This is a genomic window from Luteibacter pinisoli, assembly GCF_006385595.1.
Classification (GTDB): Bacteria; Pseudomonadota; Gammaproteobacteria; order Xanthomonadales; family Rhodanobacteraceae; genus Luteibacter; species Luteibacter pinisoli.
Genome location: NZ_CP041046.1, coordinates 4,487,546 through 4,511,269 on the forward strand (window position 1 = coordinate 4,487,546; position 23,724 = coordinate 4,511,269).

Annotated in this window: 16 protein-coding genes and 1 riboswitch; of the genes, 6 read left to right on the plus strand and 10 right to left on the minus strand. The window is 66.5% G+C overall.

Translation table 11 applies throughout. The features are described from left to right. The first annotated feature begins 82 nt into the window (after positions 1–82). Positions 83–1,573: a glycine betaine/L-proline transporter ProP gene (proP, locus tag FIV34_RS20305; RefSeq protein ID WP_139985313.1), complete on the plus strand. Its 1,491-nt coding sequence runs from the start codon at positions 83–85 to the stop codon at positions 1,571–1,573. On the opposite strand, the gene FIV34_RS20310 is transcribed toward proP, so the two are convergent. From FIV34_RS20310 to zwf, 5 genes are all read right to left on the minus strand, one after another. After that, entirely contained in the window at positions 1,570–2,424 is an 855-nt protein-coding gene (locus tag FIV34_RS20310) for a DMT family transporter (RefSeq protein ID WP_139985315.1), read from the minus strand. The genes proP and FIV34_RS20310 overlap by 4 nt on opposite strands. Before the next feature lie 71 nt (positions 2,425–2,495). After that, positions 2,496–3,140 (minus strand): bifunctional 4-hydroxy-2-oxoglutarate aldolase/2-dehydro-3-deoxy-phosphogluconate aldolase, encoded by a 645-nt coding sequence (gene eda, locus FIV34_RS20315; RefSeq protein WP_139985317.1) that lies wholly within the window; start codon positions 3,138–3,140, stop codon positions 2,496–2,498. Between the two features lie 14 nt (positions 3,141–3,154). Continuing rightward, the gene (edd, locus tag FIV34_RS20320; protein ID WP_139985319.1) at positions 3,155–4,969 is read right to left on the minus strand and encodes a phosphogluconate dehydratase; all 1,815 of its coding nucleotides are present in this window, start codon (positions 4,967–4,969) and stop codon (positions 3,155–3,157) included. Between the two features lie 43 nt (positions 4,970–5,012). Further along, complete coding sequence (pgl, locus tag FIV34_RS20325) at positions 5,013–5,714, minus strand: 6-phosphogluconolactonase (protein WP_139985321.1); 702 nt, start codon at positions 5,712–5,714, stop codon at positions 5,013–5,015. After that, entirely contained in the window at positions 5,711–7,183 is a 1,473-nt protein-coding gene (zwf, locus tag FIV34_RS20330) for a glucose-6-phosphate dehydrogenase (protein WP_139985323.1), read from the minus strand. Before zwf ends, pgl begins: the two co-directional genes overlap by 4 nt. Before the next feature lie 239 nt (positions 7,184–7,422). Here zwf and FIV34_RS20335 point away from each other — a divergent pair, with 239 nt between their 5' ends. The 3 genes from FIV34_RS20335 to nagA are packed head-to-tail and all read left to right on the plus strand — an operon-like array spanning position 7,423 to position 10,400. Continuing rightward, positions 7,423–8,175 (plus strand): GntR family transcriptional regulator, encoded by a 753-nt coding sequence (locus FIV34_RS20335; RefSeq protein ID WP_139985325.1) that lies wholly within the window; start codon positions 7,423–7,425, stop codon positions 8,173–8,175. A 15-nt stretch (positions 8,176–8,190) separates the two neighbouring features. Next, complete coding sequence (locus FIV34_RS20340; protein WP_139985327.1) at positions 8,191–9,225, plus strand: SIS domain-containing protein; 1,035 nt, start codon at positions 8,191–8,193, stop codon at positions 9,223–9,225. Between the two features lie 26 nt (positions 9,226–9,251). After that, positions 9,252–10,400 carry an N-acetylglucosamine-6-phosphate deacetylase gene (gene nagA / locus FIV34_RS20345; RefSeq protein WP_139985329.1) on the plus strand — a complete coding sequence of 383 codons (1,149 nt, stop codon included), beginning with the start codon at positions 9,252–9,254 and terminating at the stop codon, positions 10,398–10,400. 138 nt (positions 10,401–10,538) lie between these two features. Here the strand turns inward: nagA and FIV34_RS20350 are convergent, their stop codons facing one another. Next, positions 10,539–12,050, minus strand: coding sequence for a hypothetical protein (locus FIV34_RS20350; protein ID WP_170207673.1), 1,512 nt, complete (start codon positions 12,048–12,050; stop codon positions 10,539–10,541). Beyond that, positions 11,977–13,068: a nucleoid-associated protein gene (locus tag FIV34_RS20355; protein ID WP_139985333.1), complete on the minus strand. Its 1,092-nt coding sequence runs from the start codon at positions 13,066–13,068 to the stop codon at positions 11,977–11,979. Before FIV34_RS20355 ends, FIV34_RS20350 begins: the two co-directional genes overlap by 74 nt. 558 nt (positions 13,069–13,626) lie before the next feature. Continuing rightward, positions 13,627–13,861: riboswitch (cobalamin riboswitch) on the plus strand. Between the two features lie 156 nt (positions 13,862–14,017). Here FIV34_RS20355 and FIV34_RS20360 point away from each other — a divergent pair. Together FIV34_RS20360 and FIV34_RS20365 are read left to right on the plus strand one after the other, a co-directional pair. After that, positions 14,018–15,898: a TonB-dependent receptor domain-containing protein gene (locus FIV34_RS20360; protein WP_139985335.1), complete on the plus strand. Its 1,881-nt coding sequence runs from the start codon at positions 14,018–14,020 to the stop codon at positions 15,896–15,898. A 169-nt stretch (positions 15,899–16,067) separates the two neighbouring features. Then, the gene (locus FIV34_RS20365) at positions 16,068–19,238 is read left to right on the plus strand and encodes an efflux RND transporter permease subunit (protein ID WP_139985337.1); all 3,171 of its coding nucleotides are present in this window, start codon (positions 16,068–16,070) and stop codon (positions 19,236–19,238) included. Here the strand turns inward: FIV34_RS20365 and FIV34_RS20370 are convergent. From FIV34_RS20370 to FIV34_RS20380, 3 genes are all read right to left on the minus strand, one after another. Next, entirely contained in the window at positions 19,230–19,799 is a 570-nt protein-coding gene (locus FIV34_RS20370; RefSeq protein ID WP_139985339.1) for a DUF2239 family protein, read from the minus strand. The genes FIV34_RS20365 and FIV34_RS20370 overlap by 9 nt on opposite strands. 84 nt (positions 19,800–19,883) lie before the next feature. Then, positions 19,884–20,660, minus strand: coding sequence for a DODA-type extradiol aromatic ring-opening family dioxygenase (locus tag FIV34_RS20375; protein WP_139985341.1), 777 nt, complete (start codon positions 20,658–20,660; stop codon positions 19,884–19,886). A gap of 87 nt (positions 20,661–20,747) precedes the next feature. Beyond that, a complete protein-coding gene (locus tag FIV34_RS20380; protein WP_139985343.1) occupies positions 20,748–23,705 on the minus strand; it encodes a bifunctional diguanylate cyclase/phosphodiesterase in 2,958 nt (985 codons plus the stop codon). Positions 23,706–23,724 lie beyond the last annotated feature (19 nt).

Below are 23,724 nucleotides of genomic sequence, written 5' to 3' on the forward strand. Positions count from 1 at the left end.
AGCGCATCCCTATCCCCAGGACGGTTGCTTCCGGCCACGCTCTGTCGTGCCTGCACCTCCGCGAGACACAGGAGCACGCACGATGCAGGAGACTGCCGGGCATGACGCCCATTTCGGCTGGTTCACCCGCCGCCGTAAACACCTCAAGCCCGACGACCTGACCATCGTCGACGCCTCGATGCTGAAACGCGCCGTCGGCGCCGCAGCCCTCGGCAATGCCATGGAGTGGTTCGACTTCGGCGTATACGGCTATCTCGCCGTGACGCTCGGCCACGTGTTCTTCCCGGGCAGCAGCCCGACGGCCCAGGTGATTGCGACGTTCGCCACGTTCACCGTCGCGTTCCTCGTGCGTCCGATCGGCGGCCTGGTGTTCGGGCCGCTCGGCGACCGATTCGGCCGTCAGCGCGTGCTGGCCGCGACCATGATCATGATGGCCCTGGGTACCTTCGCCATCGGCCTGATCCCCAGCTACGACCGCATCGGCCTGTGGGCCCCGGCGTTGCTACTGCTGGCGCGCCTGCTGCAGGGCTTTTCCACCGGCGGCGAATACGGCGGCGCGGCGACGTTTATCGCGGAGTATTCCACCGATGCCCGACGCGGGCAGATGGGCAGCTGGCTGGAGTTCGGCACGCTGGGTGGGTATATCGCCGGTGCCGGCGTGGTCACCGCGCTGACCACGCTGCTCGGCAGCGAGGACATGCTGGCGTGGGGCTGGCGCGTGCCGTTCCTTGTCGCCGGGCCGCTCGGCCTGTTCGGCCTGTACATGCGCATGAAGCTGGAAGAGACACCGGCTTTCAAGGCGCACGCGGATGCGATGGAAGCGGCCGGCGATTCACCACGCATTGGTCTTATTGAGCTGGTCTCGGTGCACGGCGCTCAGCTGCTGAAATGCATCGGCCTGGTGCTCGTGTTCAACGTCACCGATTACATGCTGCTGACCTACATGCCGAGCTACCTCACGGTGACGCTGGGCTACAGCGAAGCGAAAGGCCTGCTGCTGATCCTCATCGTGATGCTGGTGATGATGCCGCTCAACGTCGTGGGGGGTTACTTCAGCGATCGCTTTGGCCGCCGCCCCATGATCATCGGCGCGTGCACGGCGATGTTCGTGCTGGCCATCCCGTGCATGTGGCTGGTCGGTACCGGCAACGATGCCTGGATCTTCACCGGCCTGATGCTGCTGGGCGTGGCGCTGGTCTGCTTCACCAGCACGATGCCGGCGACGTTGCCGGCGCTGTTCTATACACCGGTGCGCTACAGCGCGCTGTCCATCGCGTTCAACGTCTCGGTGTCGCTGTTTGGGGGCACGACGCCGCTGGTCACCGCGTGGCTGGTGGAGCGCACCGGCGACCCGATGGTGCCGGCGTATTACCTGATGGGCGCGGCCGTGATCGGTGTCATCACCATGCTCTTCGTCACGGAAACGGCCGGCCTGCCGCTGCGCGGTTCGCCGCCGGCCGTGGCCGATCACGCCGAGGCGAAGGAGCTGTTGGCGAGCGACGCGCCGCTGACAGTCGACGAGACGCTGCCGGCGTTGCCGGAAGACGCCGCCAACGCCAGCGCCACGGTTTAGGCGTACGTCATTACGGCGATGGCGGCGATGGCCAGTGCGATGCCGAGCCAGTTCACCGCCGTGAGCTTTTCGCGGAAGCCCAGCGCGCCGACCAGCGTGCCGAGGACGACCACACCCACGTTCATCGACGCGAAGACCAGGGACGGGTCGTTCGGCAGGGCCTGGTGGCCCCTGACGTAGAACAGGATGTTGGCGAAATTGAACGCGCCCAGCAGCACGCCGAAACCGATGCTGCGTGCGGAGAGGGCGGCCGTGCGCGACACCGCGCGGACGGCGACGACGATCCAGCACAGCACCATGGCGATCAGGAACGCGCCAAGCAGGCCGGCCCCGAACGAGGCGCCGGCCTTCGCCACGAGCTTGAAGCAGATATCGATGGCGCCGAAGCCGGCGAAGACCAGCAGCGGCGCCCACCACGCGTCCGCTTCGCTCGCGCCACCGCGCTGCCGGCGCCAGAGCACGCAGAGCACCGCCACCAGCGCGATGCCGATGCCGAGCGCCTTCTGTCCGGTGAGCACGTCACCGAGCACGACGAACGCCGCAAACAGGGAGACGAACAGCGACAGGCGCTGGGCCACGTCGGTGCGCACGATGCCGGCGGTGCGCACGGAACGCGCCAGCACCACGAAGATCGCCGGCAGCAGGATGCCCAGGGCAATGAGCGGCGGCCACGTGGCCTTCGCTGCCAGCGCCGCCTGTGGCGTCGCGCCGAGCAGCCACCACGCGAGAAGCGACGCCACCACGTAATTGGTGGCGACGGCCTGGACGATATCGATACCGCCGCGGCGGGCGAGCTTCAGCAGGACGGACACCGAAACGCTGAAGAGAACCGCGAGAAGAATGTAAACCATGGGACCGGTTATCAGGTGTACGAAGCCCGGAAGGATCGCACGAACCGCCGGCCCATGGCCTGTGTCGTGGCTTAGCGCTTCAGCTGGGCGGCTTCGCGGGCCAGGGCTTCGATGCCGGCGAAGTCGCCGGCGGCGAGCTTGTCGGCCGGGGTGAGCCACGAACCGCCGACGCAGGCAACGTTGGGCAGCGCGAGGAACTCCGGCGCGCTGGCCAGGCTGATGCCGCCGGTGGGGCAGAAGGTGATCTGCGGCAGGGGCGAGGCCCAGGCGCTGATCAGCTTCACGCCACCCGCCGCCACGGCCGGGAAGAACTTCTGGAAACGGTAGCCACGCTCGAGCAGCTCCATCGCTTCGCTGGAGGTCGCCGCGCCCGGCAGCAACGGCAGTTCGGAATCGTCGGCGGCGTCGAGCAGGCGCGGGCTGCTGCCCGGCGAGACGGCGAACTTCGCACCGGCCTTCAGCGCGGCCTCGAGGTCGCGCGCGGTCAGCACGGTGCCCACGCCGATGAAGGCGCCTTCCACTTCGGCGGCGATGGCGCGCACCGCGTCGAGCGCGGCGGGCGTGCGCAGGGTGACTTCAATCGCCGGAATGCCGCCGGCGACCAGCGCGCGGGCCATGCCCACGGCCTTCGCGGCGTCCTCGATGATGACGACGGGAACTACCGGTGCCAGGGCCAGGGTGGATGCGACCTTGGCCTGCTTTGCTTCGTTGCTCATCGTTACTCCGTTGCTTAGAACACGCCCGCGCCGAGGTCGGCCGCAACGGACGACTGGCGGAACATGGCAAAAAGTTCGCGGCCCATGCCGGTGTGGTGCACACCGAGGTCCACGTTGTCAGGCACGCGGCTGTTCCACTCGTCCGCGTCCACGAGCACTTCGAGGGCGCCGGTGTTGGCGTCCAGGCGGATCAGGTCGCCCGTGCGGATGCGTGCGATGGGGCCGCCCGCTTCGGCTTCCGGGGTGACGTGGATCGCCGCCGGCACGCGGCCGGACGCGCCGGACATGCGGCCGTCGGTGACCAGCGCCACGCGGTGCCCGCGATCCTGCAGCAGGCTCAGCGTCGGCGTGAGCTTGTGCAGCTCGGGCATGCCGCGCGCACGCGGGCCCTGGAAGCGCACCACGGCGATGAAGTCGCGGTTGAGCTCGCCACGGTCGAAAGCGGCCTTCACGTCATCCTGTTCATCGAACACGATGGCCGGCGCTTCGATCACCATGCGGTCGTCCGGCACGGACGAGACCTTGATGACGCTGCGGCCGACATTGCCCTTGAGCATGCGCAGGCCACCGTCCTGGCGGAACGGTTCGGCGGTGGAACGCAGCACACCACGGTTGCCGCTTTCCTTCGACACCGGATGCCACGCGAGCACGCCGTCGTCGCCAAGCGCGGGCACGTTGCGGTACGTGTCCATGCCGTAGCCCATGATGGTGTGCACGTCGTTGTGCAGCAGGCCGGCGTCGAGCAGCTGGTCAATCAGGAAGGCCATGCCGCCGGCGTCGTGGAAGTGGTTCACGTCCGCGTAGCCGTTCGGGTACACGCGCGCCAGCAGCGGCACCACCGAGGACAGCGCGTCGAAATCGTCCCAGCGCAGGTCGATGCCGGCCGCGCGCGCGATGGCGACGAGATGCAGCAGGTGGTTGGTGGAGCCACCCGTGGCATGCAGGCCGACCACGCCGTTGACGATGGCGCGCTCGTCGATGATCCGGCCGAGCGGGATGTACTGCTCGCCGTTGCAGTCGGTGGCGAGCACGCGCTCCACGGTAGCGTCGGTCAGCGCGTTGCGCAGCGGCGTATCCGGCGGCTCGAAGCTCGAGCCCGGCAGGTGCACGCCCATGATCTCCATCAGCATCTGGTTGGAGTTGGCCGTGCCATAGAACGTGCAGGTGCCGGCGCCATGGTACGAGCGCGCTTCGGCTTCGAGCAGCTCCGCGCGCGTGGCCTTGCCGGCGGCGAACGCCTGGCGCACCTTGGACTTTTCTTCGTTGGGAATGCCCGACGGCATCGGGCCCGACGGCACGAACGCGCTGGCGAGATGGCCGAAGGAAAGGGCGCCGATCAGCATGCCCGGCACGATCTTGTCGCAGATGCCGAGGTACAGCGCGCCTTCGTACATGTCGTGCGAGAGCGACACGGCGGTGGCCATCGCGATCAGGTCGCGCGAGAACAGCGACAGCTCCATGCCCGGGCGGCCCTGGGTCACGCCGTCGCACATCGCCGGCACGCCGCCCGCCACCTGGGCGGTGGCGCCGAGGCGGCGCGCGGTGCTGCGGATGCGCTCCGGGTAGCCTTCGTACGGCTGGTGCGCGGAAAGCATGTCGTTGTACGCGGTGATGATCGCGATGTTGGCGGCGTGGCCGTTGCGCAGCGCATCCTTGTCGGACTCGCACGAGGCGGCGAAACCATGGGCGAGGTTGCCGCACGACAGGTGGTGGCGCTTGGCGCCCTTGCCGCGCGCGGCGTCGATCTTCGCCAGATACGCCGTGCGCGAAGCATGGCTGCGCTCGGCGATGCGCTGGGTGACCTCGACGAGGACGGGATGCAGGGTCATGGCAAGGATTCCGGGGCTTTGACCAAATGGAGCGGGGCGCGCGTCAGGGCGCCCAGAAGACGTGGACGGGGGTGCGGTCCTGCGCGAGCACGGCACGGATCGGAAGGTCTTCGCCGGCTTCCGCCTTGGCGAGGAGGGCCTTCTTGTCGTCGCCTTCGATGTGCAGGTACAGCTTGCCGGCATCGAGCACGCGCGGCAGCGTCAGCGTGATGCGCGGCTCGCCGGCGCCGCCGGCGCGCATGGAGACGACAGCCTTCGTGCCGTTCGGATCCAGCGCCTCGGCGAGGTGGTCGCCGCCGGGGAAGAACGATGCGGTGTGGCCATCCGGGCCCATGCCCAGGATCACCACGTCGAGCGGCCGGCCAAGGTCATCGATGCGCTTGCCCACCGCACCCAGCGCGGCGTCGACATCGTCCTTGTGCTCGCGGTCGAACAGCGGGACGAAACGGGCGGTGTGCGCCTCGTGGTGCAGCAGGTGCTCGGCGACCAGGCGTGCGTTCGAGCGGTCGCTGTCGGTGTCGACCCAGCGCTCGTCGACCAGCGTGATGGTGACCTTCGACCAGTCGATTTCCTGCTCGCACAGCACGGCGAACATCTGCTTCGGCGTGCCCCCGCCGGAGACCGCCAGCGTCGCCTTGCCGCGCGCCTTGATGGCGGCATCCAGCTTCGACGCGATATCGCGCGCCAGCTTGTCGGCGAGCGTGAGCTTGTCGGCGTATTCGTTGCGAATGAGTTTTGCGTTCATGCGGCGTCCTCGGCCCAGGTGCGGCCATCGCGTTCGATGAGCGCAACGGCTGCGCTCGGACCCCAGGTACCTGCGGTGTACGGCTTCGGCGTGTCGCCGGAGGCCTCCCAGGCGTCGAGGATGGGGCCGGCCCACTTCCACGCCGCTTCCACTTCATCGCGGCGCATGAACAGGGTCGGGTTGCCACGCACGACATCAAGGATGAGCCGCTCGTAGGCGTCGGGCTGCTGCACGCCAAACGCCGTCGCGAAGCTCATGTCGAGCGGCACGTGGCGAAGGCGCAGGCCGCCCGGACCCGGATGCTTGATCGTCAGCCACAGCTTCACGCCCTCGTCCGGCTGCAGGCGCAGCGTGAGACGGTTGGGCAGCAGCGGGCCGCTGGTCGGGTCGAAGATCGAATGCGGCAACGCACGGAACGTCACCACGATCTCCGAGACCCGGTTGGGAAGGCGCTTGCCGGTGCGCAGGTAAAACGGCACGCCGGCCCAGCGCCAGTTACCGATCTCCGCCTTGAGGGCGACGAAGGTTTCGGTTTTTGACTGGTCGCTGCCGAGTTCCTCGAAGTAACCCGGGACGCCCTGACCTTCCGCCGCACCGGCGCGGTACTGGCCGCGCACGGTGAGCTGGGCCGCGTTGCTGCCGTTGATCGGACGCAGCGAACGCAGCACCTTGAGTTTTTCGTCGCGCACGGCATCCGGCGCCAGCGACGACGGCGGCTCCATGGCGAGCATGCACAACAGCTGCAGGATGTGGTTCTGGACCATGTCGCGCAGCGCGCCGGCACGGTCGTAGTAGCCGGCGCGATGGCCGACGCCGACGGTTTCGGCCACGGTGATCTGCACGTGATCGATGTGCTGGGCATTCCACAGCGGCTCGAACAGCGCGTTGCCGAAACGCAGCGCCAGCAGGTTCTGCACCGTCTCCTTACCGAGGTAATGGTCGATGCGATAGGTCTGCGCTTCGGTGAACACCTGGGCCACGGCATCGTTGATGGCGTTGGCGCTCTGCAGGTCGCGGCCGATCGGCTTCTCCAGCACCACGCGCGAACCTTCGCCATTGAGGCCCAGGCTGCCCAGGCGCTGGCAGATGTCGGTGAAGATTTCCGGCGAGGTGGAGAGATAGAACACGCGGATGTGGTCGGCGTGCTCGGCCATCAGCGCGGCGAACTCGTCCCAGCCATCCGCCTTGCGGGCATCCAGCGAGCGGTAACCGATCATGCTGATGAACGCGTCCAGCTGGGCCGGGGCGACGTGGCCCACGCCCTTCTCCACGGCCGCGCGCACCTGCTCGCGGTAACCGGCGTCATCCAGGCCTTCGCGGGCCACGCCGATGATCCGGCTCTTGGGCAGGATCTGGCCGTCGATGAAGCGGTGGTACATCGCGGGAAGGAGCTTGCGCACGGCGAGGTCGCCGGTGCCGCCGAAGATGACCAGGTCGAACGGTTCGACCGGATGGGAAGGAGCGCTCACGACAGGGCCTCTTGAGGGGTTTGCTGAGGGGTGCCTCTGGATCGTACCAGTGACATACCACGGCGTACCAGCCCCGTACCACTACGAATGTTCTTCCCCCTCACGTAACCTCGTGATCACACAACGGAAACGTTTTCAGCCTGATTTAGATCGTGCAAACGGTCGTTTGAGAAGATCGGTGGTCTGCACGTTATTGGACGGCCTTGCCGCAGTGGTTAGCTATTGGTATCTTCTCGCTCATGGAAACCGCCCTCGTCGCCGAATACCAGCGCCTCCAGCACGACACGGCCGCCCGCCTGCCGCTGGCGTACATGCGCCTGCGCCGGGCCATCCGTAACGTGATCGAGAACGGTGAGGTCCAGGTGGGCCACGCCCTGCCCAGCGAACGCGACCTGGCCAGGGCCCTCACCCTGTCCCGGGTGACGGTGCGCAAGGCCATCGGTGGCCTGGTCGAGGACGGCCTGCTCACCCAGCGCCACGGCGCCGGCACCTTCGTCTCCGAGCGCATCGTCAAGCCGCTGTCGCGGATGACCAGCTTCACCGAGGACCTGCGCGCCCGTGGCCTCAACCCGCGTTCGGAGTTCTTCGAGCGGGCCATCGGCGAGGTGAATCCCGAGGAAGCCATGGCGATGAACCTGTCGCCCGGCACCCAGGTGGTCCGCCTGCACCGGCTGCGCTATGCGGGCGACGAGCCGCTGGCCATCGAGCGCAGCGCCGTGCCGCTGTCCCTCCTGCCCGACCCGGGCCTGGTCGAGGATTCGCTTTACGAGGCCCTCGACAAGCTCGGCAACCGGCCCACCCGCGCGCTGCAACGCCTGCGCGCCGTGGTGTTGGGCCCCGCCCAGCTGCGCCTGCTGCGCCTGCCGATCGGCAGCGCCGGCCTGAACATCGAACGGCGCAGCTTCCTCGACGACGGGCGCATCGTCGAATTCACCAATTCCTGGTACCGCGGCGATATCTACGATTTCGTCGCCGAACTGCAAAGCGACTGACGAGCCGAAGCCCCCATGACCATCCAGCCGCAAGACACCCTGATGTTCCGCGAAGCGCACGAGACCGCCGAGGTCGTCGAGCGCCAGCTGGCCCATAACGAGGCCGTGATCGGCGCACTCGCCGAGCGCCTGCAGGCGAACCCGCCGCGCATGGTGATCACCTGCGCCCGCGGCAGCTCCGACCACGCCGCCATGTACGCCAAGTACGTCTTCGAGACCCAGCTCGGCGTGGTCACCGCGTCGGCCTCGCCGTCGGTCACCTCGATCTACCACGCCTCGCAGCACCTCGATGGCGCGCTGTACGTCGCCGTCTCGCAGTCCGGCAAGAGCCCGGACCTGGTCCGCAACGCCGAGGCCGCCAAGCGCGCCGGCGCCTACGTGGTCGCCCTGGTCAACGTGGTGGATTCGCCGCTGGCCGCGGTCGCCGACGTCGTCGTGCCGCTGCATGCCGGCCCGGAAACCAGCGTCGCCGCGACCAAGAGCTACCTCGGCGCGCTGTTCGCCATCCTGCATATCGCTGCCCGCTGGAGCGGCAAGGCGGAGATCGGCGATGCGCTTACCGCGCTGCCGGCGCAGCTGCGCCAGGGCTGGGAGGCCGACTGGTCGGCGCTCACCGACGGCCTGGTCGATGCGCACAACCTGTTCGTCGTCGGCCGCGGCTTCGGCTTTGCCGGCGCGCTGGAAGCGGCACTGAAGTTCAAGGAAACCTGCGGCCTGCATGCGGAAGCCTTCAGCGCGGCCGAAGTGAAGCACGGCCCGATGGCCCTGGTCGGCCCGGATTTCCCGGTGCTGTTCTTCGCCCAGAACGATGACACGCTGCCGGGCGTGCTCGAGGTCGCCGCCGAATTCCGCAAGCGCGGCGCCAAGGTGTGGATTGCCGCGCCGGGTGCCACGGGCGAGGGCGTCCTGCCCCTGGTCGCCACCGCGCCGATCGCCGCCGTGCTGGTCACCGTGCAGAGCTTCTACCGCGCCACCGCGGCCCTCGCGCTCAAGCGCGGCTTCAATCCCGACGTTCCGCCGCACCTCAACAAGGTGACGGAAACCGTCTGATCCCGATGTCCTCGAAGGAACCCGCCATGACCCTCGCCTTCGTCAACGGCCGCGTGCTGACCAACAACGGCTTCCAGACCGGCTTTGCCGTGCTGGTGGAGAACGACACCATCGTCGGCCTCGCGCTGCCGTCGGACCCGCGCGTGCGCGCCGCGGAGCGGCATGACCTCGGCGGCCGCACGCTGCTGCCGGGCTTCATCGATTGCCAGGTGAACGGCGGTGGCGGCGTGCTGTTCAACGATGCGCCTACCGTGGAGACGATCCGCGCGATCGGCGAGGCGCACGCGAAATTCGGTACCACCGGCTTCCTGCCCACGCTGATCAGCGACGACGCCGAAGTGATGTCGCGCGCCATCGACGCGGTGAACGACGCCGTGGCCCAGGGCGTGCCGGGCGTGCTCGGCGTGCACCTGGAAGGCCCCTTCATCGCCCCCGAGCGCAAGGGCGTGCATGACCCGGCCAAGTTCCGCATCGCCGGCGCCGATGACATCGCGATGGTGGCGCGCCGCCACGGTGGCGTCACCTTGCTGACCCTGGCACCGGAGCGCGTCACCGACGAGGTGCTGAAGGAACTGGTCGACAACGGCGTCATCGTCTGTGCCGGGCATACGGCCGCCAACTACGAGATCACCCGTAATGCCCTGGCCATGGGCGTGCGTGGCTTCACCCACCTGTTCAACGCGATGACCCCGTTCACCAGCCGCGAGCCGGGCGTGGTGGGCGCGGCCCTGGAAGACCAGGCCAGCTGGTGCGGCCTGATCGTCGACGGCCACCACGTGCACCCGGCCTCGCTGCGCGTGGCGATCGCCGCGAAGGCGCGCGAGCGGATGATGCTGGTCACCGACGCCATGCCGCCGGTGGGCTCGGATAACCCGAATTTCGTGCTGAAGGGCGAGACCATCACGGCGAAGGACGGCATCTGCCAGACCGCCGACGGCACCCTGGCCGGCTCGGCGCTGGACATGGCCACCGCGGTGCGGAACACCGTGCACATGGTGGGCGTGCCTTACGACGAGGCCGCGCGCATGGCGGCGACGTACCCGGCCGCCTTCCTCGGCCTGGGCGCCACCCACGGCCACATCGCCGCCGGCTACCGCGCGGATTTCGTGGTGATGGACGACGCGCAATTCGTGACCGAAACCTGGATCGGCGGCAAGTGCGTCTACGCTACCTAACTGGCTCGCCTTCGGCTTCAAGCTAATGACTAAATTCCGTCGCTAGCGAATGCGCGCCGCCAGCGCATAACACCATCTTAGGCTAGAGATTTTACGAGCGCGGCAACACTCCTCGTTTGCCGCTACACAAGCACTTAGCTAGTGACCTGCTCCAATCAGCCAAACAACAATCGGCTCCCAACAGAACAGCGCGGTTGCAGTGAGCGCATACACGATGCCCAGGGCGATCATTGCTTTCACGAAAAACTTTCGCCGACTAACAATACCTTCGCGCACGACCGTCTCGATCTTCGATTGCGTTAAGTAATTTCGACTCGCACCCAACCAGCGCAAGAGCTCTTGGCGCGTGAGCCTGAGATCCATGGAATGAAAGGTAATTTGACTCGCGCCAGAGATTAAGAAGTAGCTGCCCAGCACAACGAATAGCCATCCCGCGGCAGAAGAACTCGGCAACTTGGCGAGCTCATTCGAATCAATCTTACTGAACAGCCCGACACCCAGAAGCAACAATAGAGCGATCGCATCCCTCAGAAACGAACTGAGTAGATCTCTCACCTTCGCTGAGTACGTGTCAGCTTGCGCGCGCACATCCTTTAGAACGTCGCGAAGCTCCTTCGCTGAGGCGTCCTTTTTATCCAAAACGAAGATTCGATATTTTTCCTTTGCATCTACCACCGCCAAGGAAATCACTCTCCTCACGACGTCAAGCAAGGATTCTCCGTCTCGCTGTTCAAGGCAAACTCGGTCTACCAACAATGAATGTCGAGTCTCCTTGTTATCAGAAAATAGCCACGAGATGGCCGCTTGAAGATTGAGTATGTTGTGTAGTGATGGGGCTTCATACTCCCCGTCGGGAAGAAGTGGAAGCTCGGAGCGACGCCCACCTCGAAGAATAGCGACCTGCTTTCCCTCACGCTCGACAATCTCGCTCGACAGACATAGCAACATTGCTCGCTCTGCGATCTTTCGAACAGAATCCGCCTGCGGATGATCAAGATCTCCGCGCGTCAGCGCGACGACGCTCGGTGCGAACGATGGTGTGCCGGACGTTAAATGAACAAGGCCCGCGACGTCCTCGGTCGAGGGAAACCGTTGCGCATCCTCGACATCAAATCCGATGGGCTGTCTGGAAGATGCGATCACACGAATATTTGGACCAGTGACTTGAGCGAGCCCATCCACGACGTGGATCGTTAGCCGGCGCGGCATCGCCGGGCGCTTGTTTGAGATCGTCGGTATGGACTGTAGCCATCGATCAAGTGCACCAGGTGACACGAAGAGAAAAACCGAAACCTCGTCTTCGAGCAAACCTAAGGCAGTGATCACCAAGTTCTTGCTAAGTGACAATCGCCAGACATCGCCTGCAATCAACGGATTAAGCGGCAAAGAAATATCGATGGTCCCGCCATTTAAGCGCACGCTCGCATCTAAGTTGACAGACGTCGCCTCGCGCATGAATGACGCAAGTTCAGCGTACTCAACCTCGGTGCCGGTGGCCGAGACGTGATCGTGCGCCTCCGCTACATCTTGCGACGCGGCTAACAATGATCTCAAGGATTCGAGCAACGCGTGCACTTTATCCGTTCTTCTCGGTGATGTGGTTGGTCCGAATTGTAATAATTTTGGATCCGGGATTCCCTTCTGGATCATCCTCGATCGTCACTCGGGCGTTCTCCTGTGCGCCTTCGTACCGGATCTCGACACCTTCGTCTGTACTGATCCTTGTTGTTCGCACGCTTTTTCGTATCGACTCGGGCATCGGGGCGAACTCCTGCCCCTGAATTCCCGCTTCTCCGAGCGCGTTCGATAGCGACTCGCGTACTCGTTGCCTACGCTCCGGGCTCCCTGGATCAACCACGACCGCTTCGACAAAGGACTCCGAATCGAACGCGTCGCGATCCTTGAAGTATTGAATGGCCCTCTCGTGGTATCGCTGACGGTCCTCGTCCTGAGGCTTATCGTCATCGGTCAACCCCAGAGTCCACTGTCTCAATACGTCGAATGTTCGCCTTGTTAGAACACTCGCGTCCTCTCTGAGCTCGACCCCGAGAAACGCTTTAAAAAAGTTCTTCAGATTGGGAGTCGTACCCTCATTTCTTTCTGCTGCGAGGACGTCCCAAGCAAACGTGTCAGACAGATCGATAAGTGCATGTCTTTGTACTGCGGCCTTGTCTTGTACTAATGCGTCCGCGTACTCACGCATATTCGCGACCGTGCCTGCCGCTCCAGCTCGGAGGTTGTAGGTCATCGCTCGCTGGTGATCCATCTTAAGGATAAAGACCAGCGGCGTATGACTCCCATCGACCTCCACGGTGGCGATCGCAATCACAACAACACCGGGAGCCATTTGTCTTCCGCGGTGGTGCTCACTGAAGGCCGCGGCAATATCTTTCGAGGCATCGATAAAGGATCGTTGGTGCTCGAGCATTTCCGAGCAGATACCTCGAAGCGTCTGCACGCGCCCGGAAAAAACGTACTGTGTACCCGACGCTGCCTGCTGTAACCGCTCTAGAAAAAACGATCGCTGCGATACGGATAGTTGGAGCGGCTCGTCAAGATAGCGAACGGTCTCCGCTTCATTTCCTGGCTCTAGCACATGAAATACGAGCTGCTGAATTTGGAGCGAATTGAGTTCAGCCGCGCTCAGCTGGCTAACTTTCCCTGCCATTCCTTCATCCCCTGTTTTTCGTTTCGCGGATATTACCTTTTTGGGCCAGGGCACGTTGAATTATTGAGTGGATTCATCTCATCTCTTAAGACCGGCCGGACGAGTCGTCTTATATGCATTTACGGCAAGCATTTAAGTTGACACGAACTCCTTACAGCCAGCCCGCTTCCACCGCCGTTGCGGGTATGGCCGGTCTCATTCGACACCTCAAACGGCCGCGCTTCTCGACCCGGATTGCCGGTCGCCTGATGTTTGATGCGGCCAATCTGTAATGCGACGGCCGTGCTTTCTGACCAATTCCATCAAGGGACAGCGACACGTATCTGGGGAGACACTACGGCGCTTTGCTTTCTCCATGGACACTCGCACGGTGTCGACGCGGGGGCGGGCAGGCCCCTGGGGCCGACATAAGCGGAGGGCCGCCCAACGCCACGATTTTTGCGACACGGAAGCTACGGCCCGGTCCGCAGGTCCGCGTCTGGCGGCCCCAGGGGCCTGCCCGCCCCCGCTCACGCAGCCTCCCGTCCAGCCTCTGCCACCGTTCTCGCCAGTTCACCGCTAGAATGCCCCCGTTCGGGTGTCCACCCGCCTTCATGGCGGTAAGGATGAAACGGGAAGCCGGTGCGCCGCTGAAGCGGCAAGGCCGGCACTGCCCCCGCAACGGTAAGCCCCAGGGGAACACCCCGTTCTAACCGGCCTCAGCCACTGCCCCGAACGGGGTGGGAAGGCGCCGGGAGAATCCGCCAACGCGGCAAGGGCGAGTCCGGAGACCGGCCCGAAACACCCCCTGCGCCAGCCATGGCCGCGGGGGTGGCCCTGTTTCGGACGATTCGCGGCGGGCGGATCCGGACAGCCTCGTGGCTTCCCGCCCGCGCGCCGTTCGTCTCATTCCCCCACGACCGTCCTCGGTTTCAAGACTTGCCGCACCGGCGGCACGAGGATGTTCCTGATGAAGAAGACCCTGCTCGCGACGGCCCTGCTGTCGTCCATCGCCCTGGCGCACGCCGCGGATGCCCCGGAAAACCTGCCCTCCGTGGTGGTGACCGCCAACCGCGCGGCCACCCCGCTGGACGAGGTGCTCGCCCCGGTCACCGTGATCACCCGCGAGGACATCGAGCGCCTGCAGCCGGTCAGCGTGCAGGACCTGCTCACCGGCCTGCCGGGCGTGGTGATGGCCAATGCCGGTGGCATCGGCCAGCAGACCTCCATGTTCATGCGCGGCACCAACTCCGCCCACACCCTGGTGCTGATCGACGGCGTGCGCGTGGGCACCGTCGGCGCGGGCATCCCGGCCTATGAGCAGATCCCGGTGGAGCAGATCGACCACATCGAAGTCGTCCGCGGCCCGCGTTCCACCCTGTACGGCTCGGACGCCATCGGCGGCGTCATCCAGATCTTCACCCGCCACGGCCAGGCTGGCGAAGCACCGACCCCGACGGTGTCGGTCACCGGCGGCAGCCACGGCTACACCGCAGGCCAGGTCGGCGTTTCCGGCGGCACCACGCACGGCTGGTATAACGCCAGCCTGGGCGGCCAGTACACCGGCGGCATCAATGCGTGCCGCGTCGGCGCGGGCACGGCCTTCAAGGGCTGCTTCACCGACGAACCGGACCACGACGCCTACCGCACCTACAACGGCGCGCTCTCGGGGGGCTACCGCTGGGACAACGGCACCGAGCTCACCGGCAGCTGGCTGCGCAGCAAGGGCACCATCGAGTACGACGGTGACTTCCAGAACCTCACCCGTCGCTCGCAGCAGGTGGCCGGCGGCAAGCTCAGCTTCGACGCCATGGCCGACTGGCGCATGTCGGTGAGCCTGGGCCAGAACCAGGATCGTGCCGACGATTACCTCAACGGCGCGAACAAGACCCTGGACTTCGTGAACTACGGCGTGGACAAGGCGCGCGTCGGCTACCTGTATTCCAAGCGCAACCAGGCCGCCTGGCAGAACGACATCACCCTGGCCCCGGGCCAGACCCTGAGCGCCGGCGTCGATTTCCAGCAGGAGAAGCTGGACAGCGCGACGGATTACCTCAAGGACACCCGCGATAACACCGGCGTGTTCGCGCTGTACCAGGGCGTGTTCGGCCCGCACGAGATCCAGCTCTCGGCGCGCCACGACCACAACACCCAGTTCGGCAACCACACCACCGGCTCGGCCGCGTACGGTTTCCGCTTCGACAACGGCATGCGGGTCACCGCGTCGTACGGCAGCGCCTTCCACGCGCCGACGTTCAACGATGAGTACTACCCGTACGGTTCGCCGGTGTCGCTCAAGCCCGAGACCTCGCGCACCGCCGAGATCGGCCTGAGCGGCCGCCCGGGCATCTGGAACTGGGCGGTGAACGCCTACCAGAGCAAGGTGGACGACCTGATCGGCTACGACGCGTCCTTCCTGCCGATCAACGTCAGCGAAGCACGCATCCGTGGCCTGGAAGGACAGCTGGGCGCCGACGTGGATGGCTGGCACGTGCGTACCTACCTGACCCTGCAGCAGCCGCTGAACCGCGATAGCGGTGACCAGCACGACAACCTGCTGGCCCGCCGCCCGCGTCGCACCGGCCGCGTGGACCTGGACAAGGACCTGGGCGCGTTCACCCTGGGTGGCTCGGTGTACGCCGCCGGCTACAGCTACGACGACGCGGCCAACAGCACCCGCCTGGGCGGATACACCACGGCCGACCTGCGCGCCACGTGGCACATCGACAGCGCCTGGAGCGTGCAGGGCCGCGTGGCCAACATCGCCGACAAGCGCTATGAGACGGCGGCGTATTACAACCAGCTGGGCCGCACCTATTACATGACGGTCCGTTTCTCGCCCGCTATGTAAGTACTGACCCAATCGGTTCGCACAGAAAGCCGGTTCGGACAGAAATACCTGTCCGAACAGGTTTCCCCTGCCTTTCGGCAGGGGCTGACGGACGGCACACGCGACGGAGGCCCCCCGCACGTCATAAAGTGCGCGGCGCGGGGGCGTTCCCGCTGTCACAGGATGTGTCGTGAATTTTTTTGCTCCGTTTATCCACCGGCCCAGGGGAACCTCGCTGCTTGCAGCGGGCCTGACGCTGGCCGGCATCCTCGCCTACATGCTGCTGGGCGTGGCGGCCCTGCCGTCGATCGAAGTCCCCGCGGTGTTCATCCAGGCCCAGATGCCCGGCGCCAATGCGCAGACGATGGCATCCACCATCATCGCGCCGCTGGAGCGCCACCTCGGCCAGATCCCCGGCGTGGACCGGATGTATTCGAACAGCACGGAAGGCGGCGGTTTCGTCCGCATCCAGTTCACCATGGACCGTTCCACCGATGCGGCCGCACGCGACGTGCAGGCCGCCATCAACGCCTCGGTGGCGGATCTCCCGGCCGGCATGCCCAGCCCGCCGCAGTACTTCAAGTTCGATACCGGGCAGATCCCGGTGCTGCTGGTGTCGTTCACCTCGAAGACGATGCCGGCCGACAAGCTTTACGACGTGGTCGACACGCTGATCCGCCCGACGGTCTCGCAGATCGACGGCGTGTCGCGCGTGCAGGTGTTCGGTGGCACGCCGCACGCGGTGCGCGTGGAACTGGACACCAACGCGCTGTCCACCAAGGGCCTCACCGCCAACGACGTATCGAACGCGCTGCAGGCGGCGAACGTGAATTCGCCGCAGGGCCTGCTCTCCGATGGCCGTTCGCAGATGACGGTGATCGCCAACGACGGCTTGCGTGACGCCGACGACTTCGGCCGCATCCTCATCGCCATGCGCAACGGCACGCCCGTGCGCCTGTCCGATATCGCCAAGGTCACCAGCGGCCAGCAGGACATCTACCAGAAGGCGTGGTTCCAGGGCGAACGCTCGGTCACCATGCAGATCAGCAAGCGGCCGGAAGCCAACTCCATCGCCACGGCGGACGCCATCCGCGCCGCGCTGCCGCGTTTCCGCGCGATGCTTCCGGCCGATGCCGTGGTCACCCCGATCTTCGACCTCACGCAGACGACGCAGTCCGCGTTGCACGAGGTGAAGGTGGCCCTGATGATCTCGATCGTCATGGTCTGCCTGGTGATGATGGTGTTCCTGCGCCGCCTCGGCCCCACGCTGATCGCGACGCTGAGCGTGCCGCTGTCGCTGGCGGGCGCGTTCGTGGTGATGTGGACGCTGGGTTACACGCTGAACACGATGTCGCTGATGGCGCTGGTGCTATGCATCGGCTTCGTCGTGGACGATGCGATCGTGGTGATCGAGAACATCGTCCGGCACATGGAGAACGGTACCGCGCCGATGCCTGCCGCCCTGGAGGGCGTGCGAGAGATCGGCTTCACCGTCATCTCGATCACCATCTCGCTGGTTGCCGTGTTCGCGCCGCTGCTGTTCGGCAACAACATGATCACCAAGCTCCTTCGCGAGTTCTCGGTGACGCTGGCGGCGGCGGTGCTGATCTCGGCCGTGGTCTCGCTGACGCTGACGCCCGCCCTGTGCGCGCGCTACCTCAAGCACGACGCGCCCGACCGCAAGCCGGGCCGCCTGGAAAAGGCGCTGGAGCGGTTCGACCGTGGCTTCCTGCGCACGTACGAGCGTGGCCTGGACTGGGCCATGCGCCACCGCCGGATCATGCGCTGGCAGCCGTTGTTCCTCCTCATCGCAACGGTGCTGCTGGCCATGGCGGTGGTGAAGACCGCCGGCGGCAACTTCATGCCCGATGAAGACACCGGCATGATGCAGGCGCAGATCAGCGCCGATGCGAACATTTCGCCCGACGAGATGACCCGGCGCCTCACGCGCATCGCCGACATCATGCAGAAGGACCCGACGGTGGCCGACGTCACCGCCATCCTCGGTGGCGACAACGGCGGCGCGGTGGGCAACCAGGGCCTGATGTTCATCGACCTGAAACCCAAGGGCAACGGCCCGGGCCAGCGCACCGAGTCCATCAAGGAAATCATGGACCGCATGGGCAAGGAGTACGACAAGATCTCCGATGCCCAGGTGTTCATGAATCCCGTGCAGTTCCTCGGCGGTGGTGGCGGCAACAGCAATCGCGGCCAGTATTCGTTCCAGCTGATCAGCACCGGTGGCCAGAGCCTGGAACCGTGGACGCTGAAGCTGGTGCAGATCATGCGCGGCATGAAGGAATTCCGCGACGTCGGCAGCGACTTCGACATCGTCGGCAAGCAGCAGATGCTGCAGGTGGACCGCGATGCCGCCAGCCGCCTGCAGATAGGCATGGGCATGGTCGACACGGCGCTATACAACGCATTTGGCCAGCGCCAGGTGTCGATCATCTACTCCGACATCAACCAGTACTGGGTGGTGCTCACGGCCGCGGCCGCGCAGTCGCTGTCACCCGGTGCGCTGCTCAATACCTACGTGCGGAACAACGTCGGCACGATGGTGCCGCTGTCGTCCATCGCGCATATCGCGCCGGTGACCACGCCCAGTTCGGTGACCCACCAGAACCAGCTCGAGTCGGCCGACGTCACCTATAACCTCGCGCCGAAGATCACCGCCGACAAGGGCAACACCCTGGTGGAGCAGGCCGTGGCCAAGCTCAACCTGCCCGAAGGCGTGCGCATGGACTTCACCGGCGCGAACCAGCGCATCCGGGATGCGCAGTCCAACGGCATGGTGCTGCTGGTCGGCGCCATCCTCGCCGTGTACATCGTGCTCGGCATCCTCTACGAGAGCCTGGGTCACCCGCTGACGATTCTTTCCACGCTGCCCGCCGCCGGCGCCGGCGCCTTCCTGGCCATGCTGGTGACGCAGACCCAGGTGACGCTGATGGCGATCATCTCGGTCCTGCTGCTGATCGGTATCGTGAAAAAGAACGCGATCCTGATGGTGGATTTCGCGCTCACCGCGCAACGCGAGCAGGGCATGTCGCCGGTGGAAGCGATCCGCCAGGCCGCGCTGGTGCGCTTTCGCCCGATCACCATGACCACCCTGGTGGCCATGGGCGCGGCGTTGCCGCTGGCCATCGGCTTCGGCGTGGGTTCGGAGATGCGCCGGCCGCTGGGTATCGCCATCGTCGGCGGCCTGCTGGTGTCGCAGCTGCTCACCCTGCTGAGCACGCCGGCCATCTACCTGTGGAACCACGACCGCAAGGAACGCAAGGTGCGGCGCAAGCACCGCAAGATGCTCAAGCGCCGCTACAAGGTGTGGAAGAAGCTGCGCAAGGCGCGCGGCTTACGCTGACAGCACCGCCCCGGCCAGCGTGCGGACGTAAGCGCGCACGTCGGCCGGCCAGGCTTCGGTGAGCGTGGCGAAGCGGTCGCCCTCGCGGCGATGGAAGGCGCGCGAGGCTTCTTCGTAACCGCTGAGGTTGCCGGCCAGCGCCAGCATCACGCGGTCCACGGCCTCGCTGGCCTCACGCACGCGGTCGCTGTCGGCGCGTTCGCGGCTGGCCAGTTCGACCAGCCGGCGCAGGGCGACGGACGCACCGCCGGGCTGGGTGGCCAGCCATTCCCAGTGTCGCGGCAGCAGGGTGACCTCGCGGGCGACGACGCCGAGCTTCGGCCGACCGGGCCCGCGCTTGGCCGGGGCCGGGGCCGTGTCGGTGGTCGGCAGGCGGCCGAGGACATCGTGGGTGGTGCCGCGGTAGTCCACGTCCACCGGGCGGCCGGTGCTGTCGTCGTAGATGATCGGACTGGCGTGGGGCTGGTCGTCGAGCAGCGCCTTGCAGCGCTCGGCCACCAACGACAGGGCACCGGTGGCCACGCGGGCCGTGCCGTCGAACGCGGTGTAATTGGTCGTCATGGGGGTCTTTCCTCGAACCGGGACCCGCCAGATATTACCCGGAACAAATTATCAGTCAATAGTGCCCGGGTAAAAAAGAATGCCTCAGTGCACGCCCCAGGCGTAGCAATCCATGGAAAGCACGCCATAGGTTACGCCGCCCTCGATGACGCGCGGGGCATCGTCGCCGGCGGCCGCCGCGGCCACCAGCAGCGGCAGGTAGTGCTCGTCGGTGGGGTGGGCGCGCAGCGCGGAGGGCGCGTGCTGGCGGTAGGTGCGCAACGCATCGGTATCTCCCGCGAGCACGGCGCTCCGCGCCCACGCGGCAAAGGCCTTCGCGTAATCCTCGGTCTCGCGGTTCGGGCGTGCTTCGCGCAGGTTATGGGTGAGGCTGCCGGAGCCGAGCACCACCACGCCGCGATCGCGCAGCGGCGCCAGCGCACGGCCCATGCGCAATGCGCTGTCCACGTCGAGGTTGTGCGGCATCGACACCTGCAGCACCGGGATGTCCGCGGCCGGGCGCAGGTAGCGCAGGGGCACCCACGCCCCGTGGTCGAGGCCGCGCTCGCTGTCGACCATCGCCGTGAAGCCCTGCTCGATCAGCAGGCCCGCGGTTTCCGCGGCCAGCGACGGCAGGCCCGGCGCCGGATACGACAGCGTGTACAGCGCCGGCGCGAAGCCGCCGAAGTCATGCATCGTGGCCGGCCGCGGCGCGCCCGAGACGCGTACGCCGCAGGTCTGCCAGTGCGGCGACACCACGACGATGGCGGTGGCGGCCGCCAGGCGCTCGCCCAGCGCCGTCAACTGGCTGCCAAGCAGGCCAGGCTCCAGCGCAAAGGTCGGGGCGCCGTGGGAGACGAAGAGGGCGGGAGCGCGTTGCATGGCCAGCTGCCTGGGGACATGGGGGGATAGTCACCAATGTAGGCATCGCGGCGACGCGGATAAATCGTCGCCACGCGAACGGATTGTTCAGCGGACGAGGAGGGGCTCGCCGGCCAGCTCGTCCAGCGGCACCGGCCGCGAGAACAGGAAGCCCTGCATGGCGATGCAGCCCTCGCGCTCCAGCCATTCCCGCTGCGACTGGGTTTCCACGCCTTCGGCGACCACGTCCAGGTTAAGGCTGCGGGCGAGGAAGATGATCGATCGGCAGATCGAGGCGTCGACGGTTTCCTCGAGCAGCGCGGCGGTGAAATGCCGGTCCACCTTGATCTTGTCCAGCGGCAGGCGGGACAGGTATGTGAGGTTCGAGTAGCCCGTGCCGAAGTCGTCCAGCGCGATGCTGACACCCATCGCACGCAGTTCGTGCAGCGTGCGGATGGCCCGCTCGGGCTCGTTCATGAACGCGCTTTCGGTGAGTTCCAACTCCAGCGCCGAGGCGCTGGCGCCGGTTTCGAGCAGGGCGTGGCGCACTTCGGCCACCAGGTCCGAATGCGCGAGCTGCTGCGCCGAGATATTCACGGCGACGCGGCAGCCCGGGCCCAGCAGGTCGACGATGCGGCGTTGCTGGCGGCAGGCCTCGCGCAACACCCACTGGCCGATCGGCACGATGGCGCCGGTTTCTTCGAGCAAGGGGATGAGCTTGTCCGGCCAGGCGAGGTCGCCCGGCGCCATCGGCCAGCGCAGCAGGGCTTCCACGCCGATGGGCTTGCCGGTGACCCCGTCGTGCTGGGTCTGCCAGGCCAGCGCCAGTTCCTGGTCGAGGTTGGCGGCGACGAGGCGGGTGATCACGCTCAGGCGCGCCATGGCGGTGGCGTGCATGTCAGCGGAGTAGCGCCGCCAGGTGTGCCGGCCGGAGCGCTTGGCGTCGTACATCGCCGTGTCGGCGTTGCGGATCAGGGTGTCGGCGTCGGCACCGTCGCGAGTGGCGAAAGCAACGCCGATGCTGCATTTCAGCCGCTGCAGGGTACCGCCGACTTCGAGCGGTTCTTCGATGGCGCGCTGGATCCGCGGCAAGGCATCGAGCGCTTTCGCCGGCGGCCCGCTGAACGGCAACATCGCGACGAATTCATCGCCACCGAAGCGGCCGACGTGGCCCATGCCGTCCAGCGCATCACCGAGCTTCAGCGTGACATCGCGCAGTACCTGGTCGCCCAGGGCATGGCCGAGGGCGTCGTTGATGAACTTGAAGTGGTCCAGGTCGATGAACAGCACCATCAGGCCGCTGTTATCGCGGATGCAGTCGCGCACCAGGCCGTCGAGCTGTTCGCGCAGGGCGCGGCGGTTGGGCAGGCCGGTGAGTTCGTCGTGGGTGGCCTGGTGGTTCAGGCGCTCTTCGTAGCGGCGCTGCTCGGTGACATCGCGCACGATCACCAGGGTGCCGCGGCCGCGGGAATCCTTGTAATCCGAAAGCGCGAGCTCGGCCTCGAACGGCATGCCCTGCATGGGCTCGAGCCAGGCGATAACGCCAGCGCCCTCGCTACTGCCCGCGCGCACGGCGGCCAGTGCATCGGCATCCATCACAGCCGACGCGTCCTGCCCGGTCAGGTGCTGCCCACCCATGCCGAGGCGCTCCTCGGCCAGCGGATTGGCGAAGTCGATGCGGTCGTCGCGCACCACCAGCAAGGGCAGGGGCATGCGCGAGAGCAGCTTGAGGTAGGCCGCTTCGCTGGCGGCCAGGTCGCGGTCGGAATCACGCAGGCGCTGGCGGGTTTCATGCAGCGCGGTGATCTCGCTGATCGTGCCGGCGAGGATCGTGGCGCCTTCCTCGTTGGTGATGCACGCGGCGCGCAGGTTCACGCGCACTTCGAGCCCGTCGGGACGGCACAGGCGGTGTTCGATTTCGTAGGGACCGTCGCCGTGGCTGAAGCGATCCAGCCACGCCACGATCGCGCCCTGGTCGTCCGGGTGCACCAGCTTGTAATACGTGCCCAGGCGCCCACCCATGCGCTCCAGCGGCAGGCCGGTGATCTCGTGCACATGGCCGGACCACAGGATGCTGCGCGAGCGCAGGTCGGCCTCCCACAGGCCGATATGGCCACTGCGCTGCACGTCGCCGAGGTGGCGTGCGCTGCGGGTGAGGGCTTCCAGCAGGGTGCCCTGGTGCTGGTAAGCACGGCCCAGCCACGCGGCCACGCCGTTGAGGATCAGCAGGAGCACCAGCGTGGCCAGCACGCTGGCCTGGGCCTGGCTGAACCACTCGTCGCGGATGGCGCTGCGGTCCACGCCCACGCGAACCACCAGCGGGTAAGACGCCGATGCCGCCCAGGCATACATGTAATCGCCTTCGTCATAGGCGCCGCTGCTGGCCGCGGCAACATCACGCATGGCCCAGTGCTGGGCCAGGGTCTCGCGGTTGGTGGCGAAGATCGCGCCGTCCGTGGAGAACACCGTGAGCACGCCGGTGGCGCTGAGCATGGAGTGGCGCAGCATTTCGGTGGCGCGGGCGCTGTCGATGCGTGCGCCGAACGCCGCGGGGTCGGCCACGCGCGAGTCGACCACCACGCGGATCGTGGGGCCCGCATCGGCCCGCGCGGGGGTGACTGTCACGCGGACGGTGGCACCCAGTGCCTTGTGCCGGGGCGCCGCGCGCATCGCCTGCCAGTCGTTGCTCCGCGGCGGCCGGGTGGAGGCGATGAGGTTCGCGTCCGCATCCAGGGCCACCAGGTTGCCCAGTTCGGGATGGCGCGCGTGGACGTCGGCCAGGGCCGTGGCGAGGGGGCCGGGATCGGCGCTGGTGACGCCGTTGCGCAGCGCCAGCAGCGGGCCGAGGCTGGCATCGATGTTCTGGTCGACGGCACGGACGACGCCCGAGGCGGCCCCGGCGATCTGCCGGTGGCTGGAGACGAGCATGCGCTGGTAGGCGTCCAGTTGCAGGCGGGCGACGATGGCCACCACGCCCACCGACAGGGCGGCCGCTGCCACCCAGAGGGCAACGCGGATGCGGCGCGCGCGTAGCTTGGTCGCTCCCTTGTCCGCCGCCCCTGTCACCCTTGGTGTCCGCCTTGCG

Coding starts and splice junctions, on each gene's coding strand:
- FIV34_RS20375 (WP_139985341.1), bottom strand. CDS start 20,660: ATGCAACGCGCTCCCGCCCTCTTCGTCTCCCACGGCGCCCCGACCTTT.
- FIV34_RS20355 (WP_139985333.1), bottom strand. CDS start 13,068: ATGGCAGGGAAAGTTAGCCAGCTGAGCGCGGCTGAACTCAATTCGCTC.
- proP (WP_139985313.1), top strand. CDS start 83: ATGCAGGAGACTGCCGGGCATGACGCCCATTTCGGCTGGTTCACCCGC.
- pgl (WP_139985321.1), bottom strand. CDS start 5,714: ATGAACGCAAAACTCATTCGCAACGAATACGCCGACAAGCTCACGCTC.
- FIV34_RS20340 (WP_139985327.1), top strand. CDS start 8,191: ATGACCATCCAGCCGCAAGACACCCTGATGTTCCGCGAAGCGCACGAG.
- eda (WP_139985317.1), bottom strand. CDS start 3,140: ATGAGCAACGAAGCAAAGCAGGCCAAGGTCGCATCCACCCTGGCCCTG.
- FIV34_RS20350 (WP_170207673.1), bottom strand. CDS start 12,050: ATGATCCAGAAGGGAATCCCGGATCCAAAATTATTACAATTCGGACCA.
- FIV34_RS20310 (WP_139985315.1), bottom strand. CDS start 2,424: ATGGTTTACATTCTTCTCGCGGTTCTCTTCAGCGTTTCGGTGTCCGTC.
- FIV34_RS20370 (WP_139985339.1), bottom strand. CDS start 19,799: ATGACGACCAATTACACCGCGTTCGACGGCACGGCCCGCGTGGCCACC.
- nagA (WP_139985329.1), top strand. CDS start 9,252: ATGACCCTCGCCTTCGTCAACGGCCGCGTGCTGACCAACAACGGCTTC.
- edd (WP_139985319.1), bottom strand. CDS start 4,969: ATGACCCTGCATCCCGTCCTCGTCGAGGTCACCCAGCGCATCGCCGAG.
- FIV34_RS20360 (WP_139985335.1), top strand. CDS start 14,018: ATGAAGAAGACCCTGCTCGCGACGGCCCTGCTGTCGTCCATCGCCCTG.
- FIV34_RS20335 (WP_139985325.1), top strand. CDS start 7,423: ATGGAAACCGCCCTCGTCGCCGAATACCAGCGCCTCCAGCACGACACG.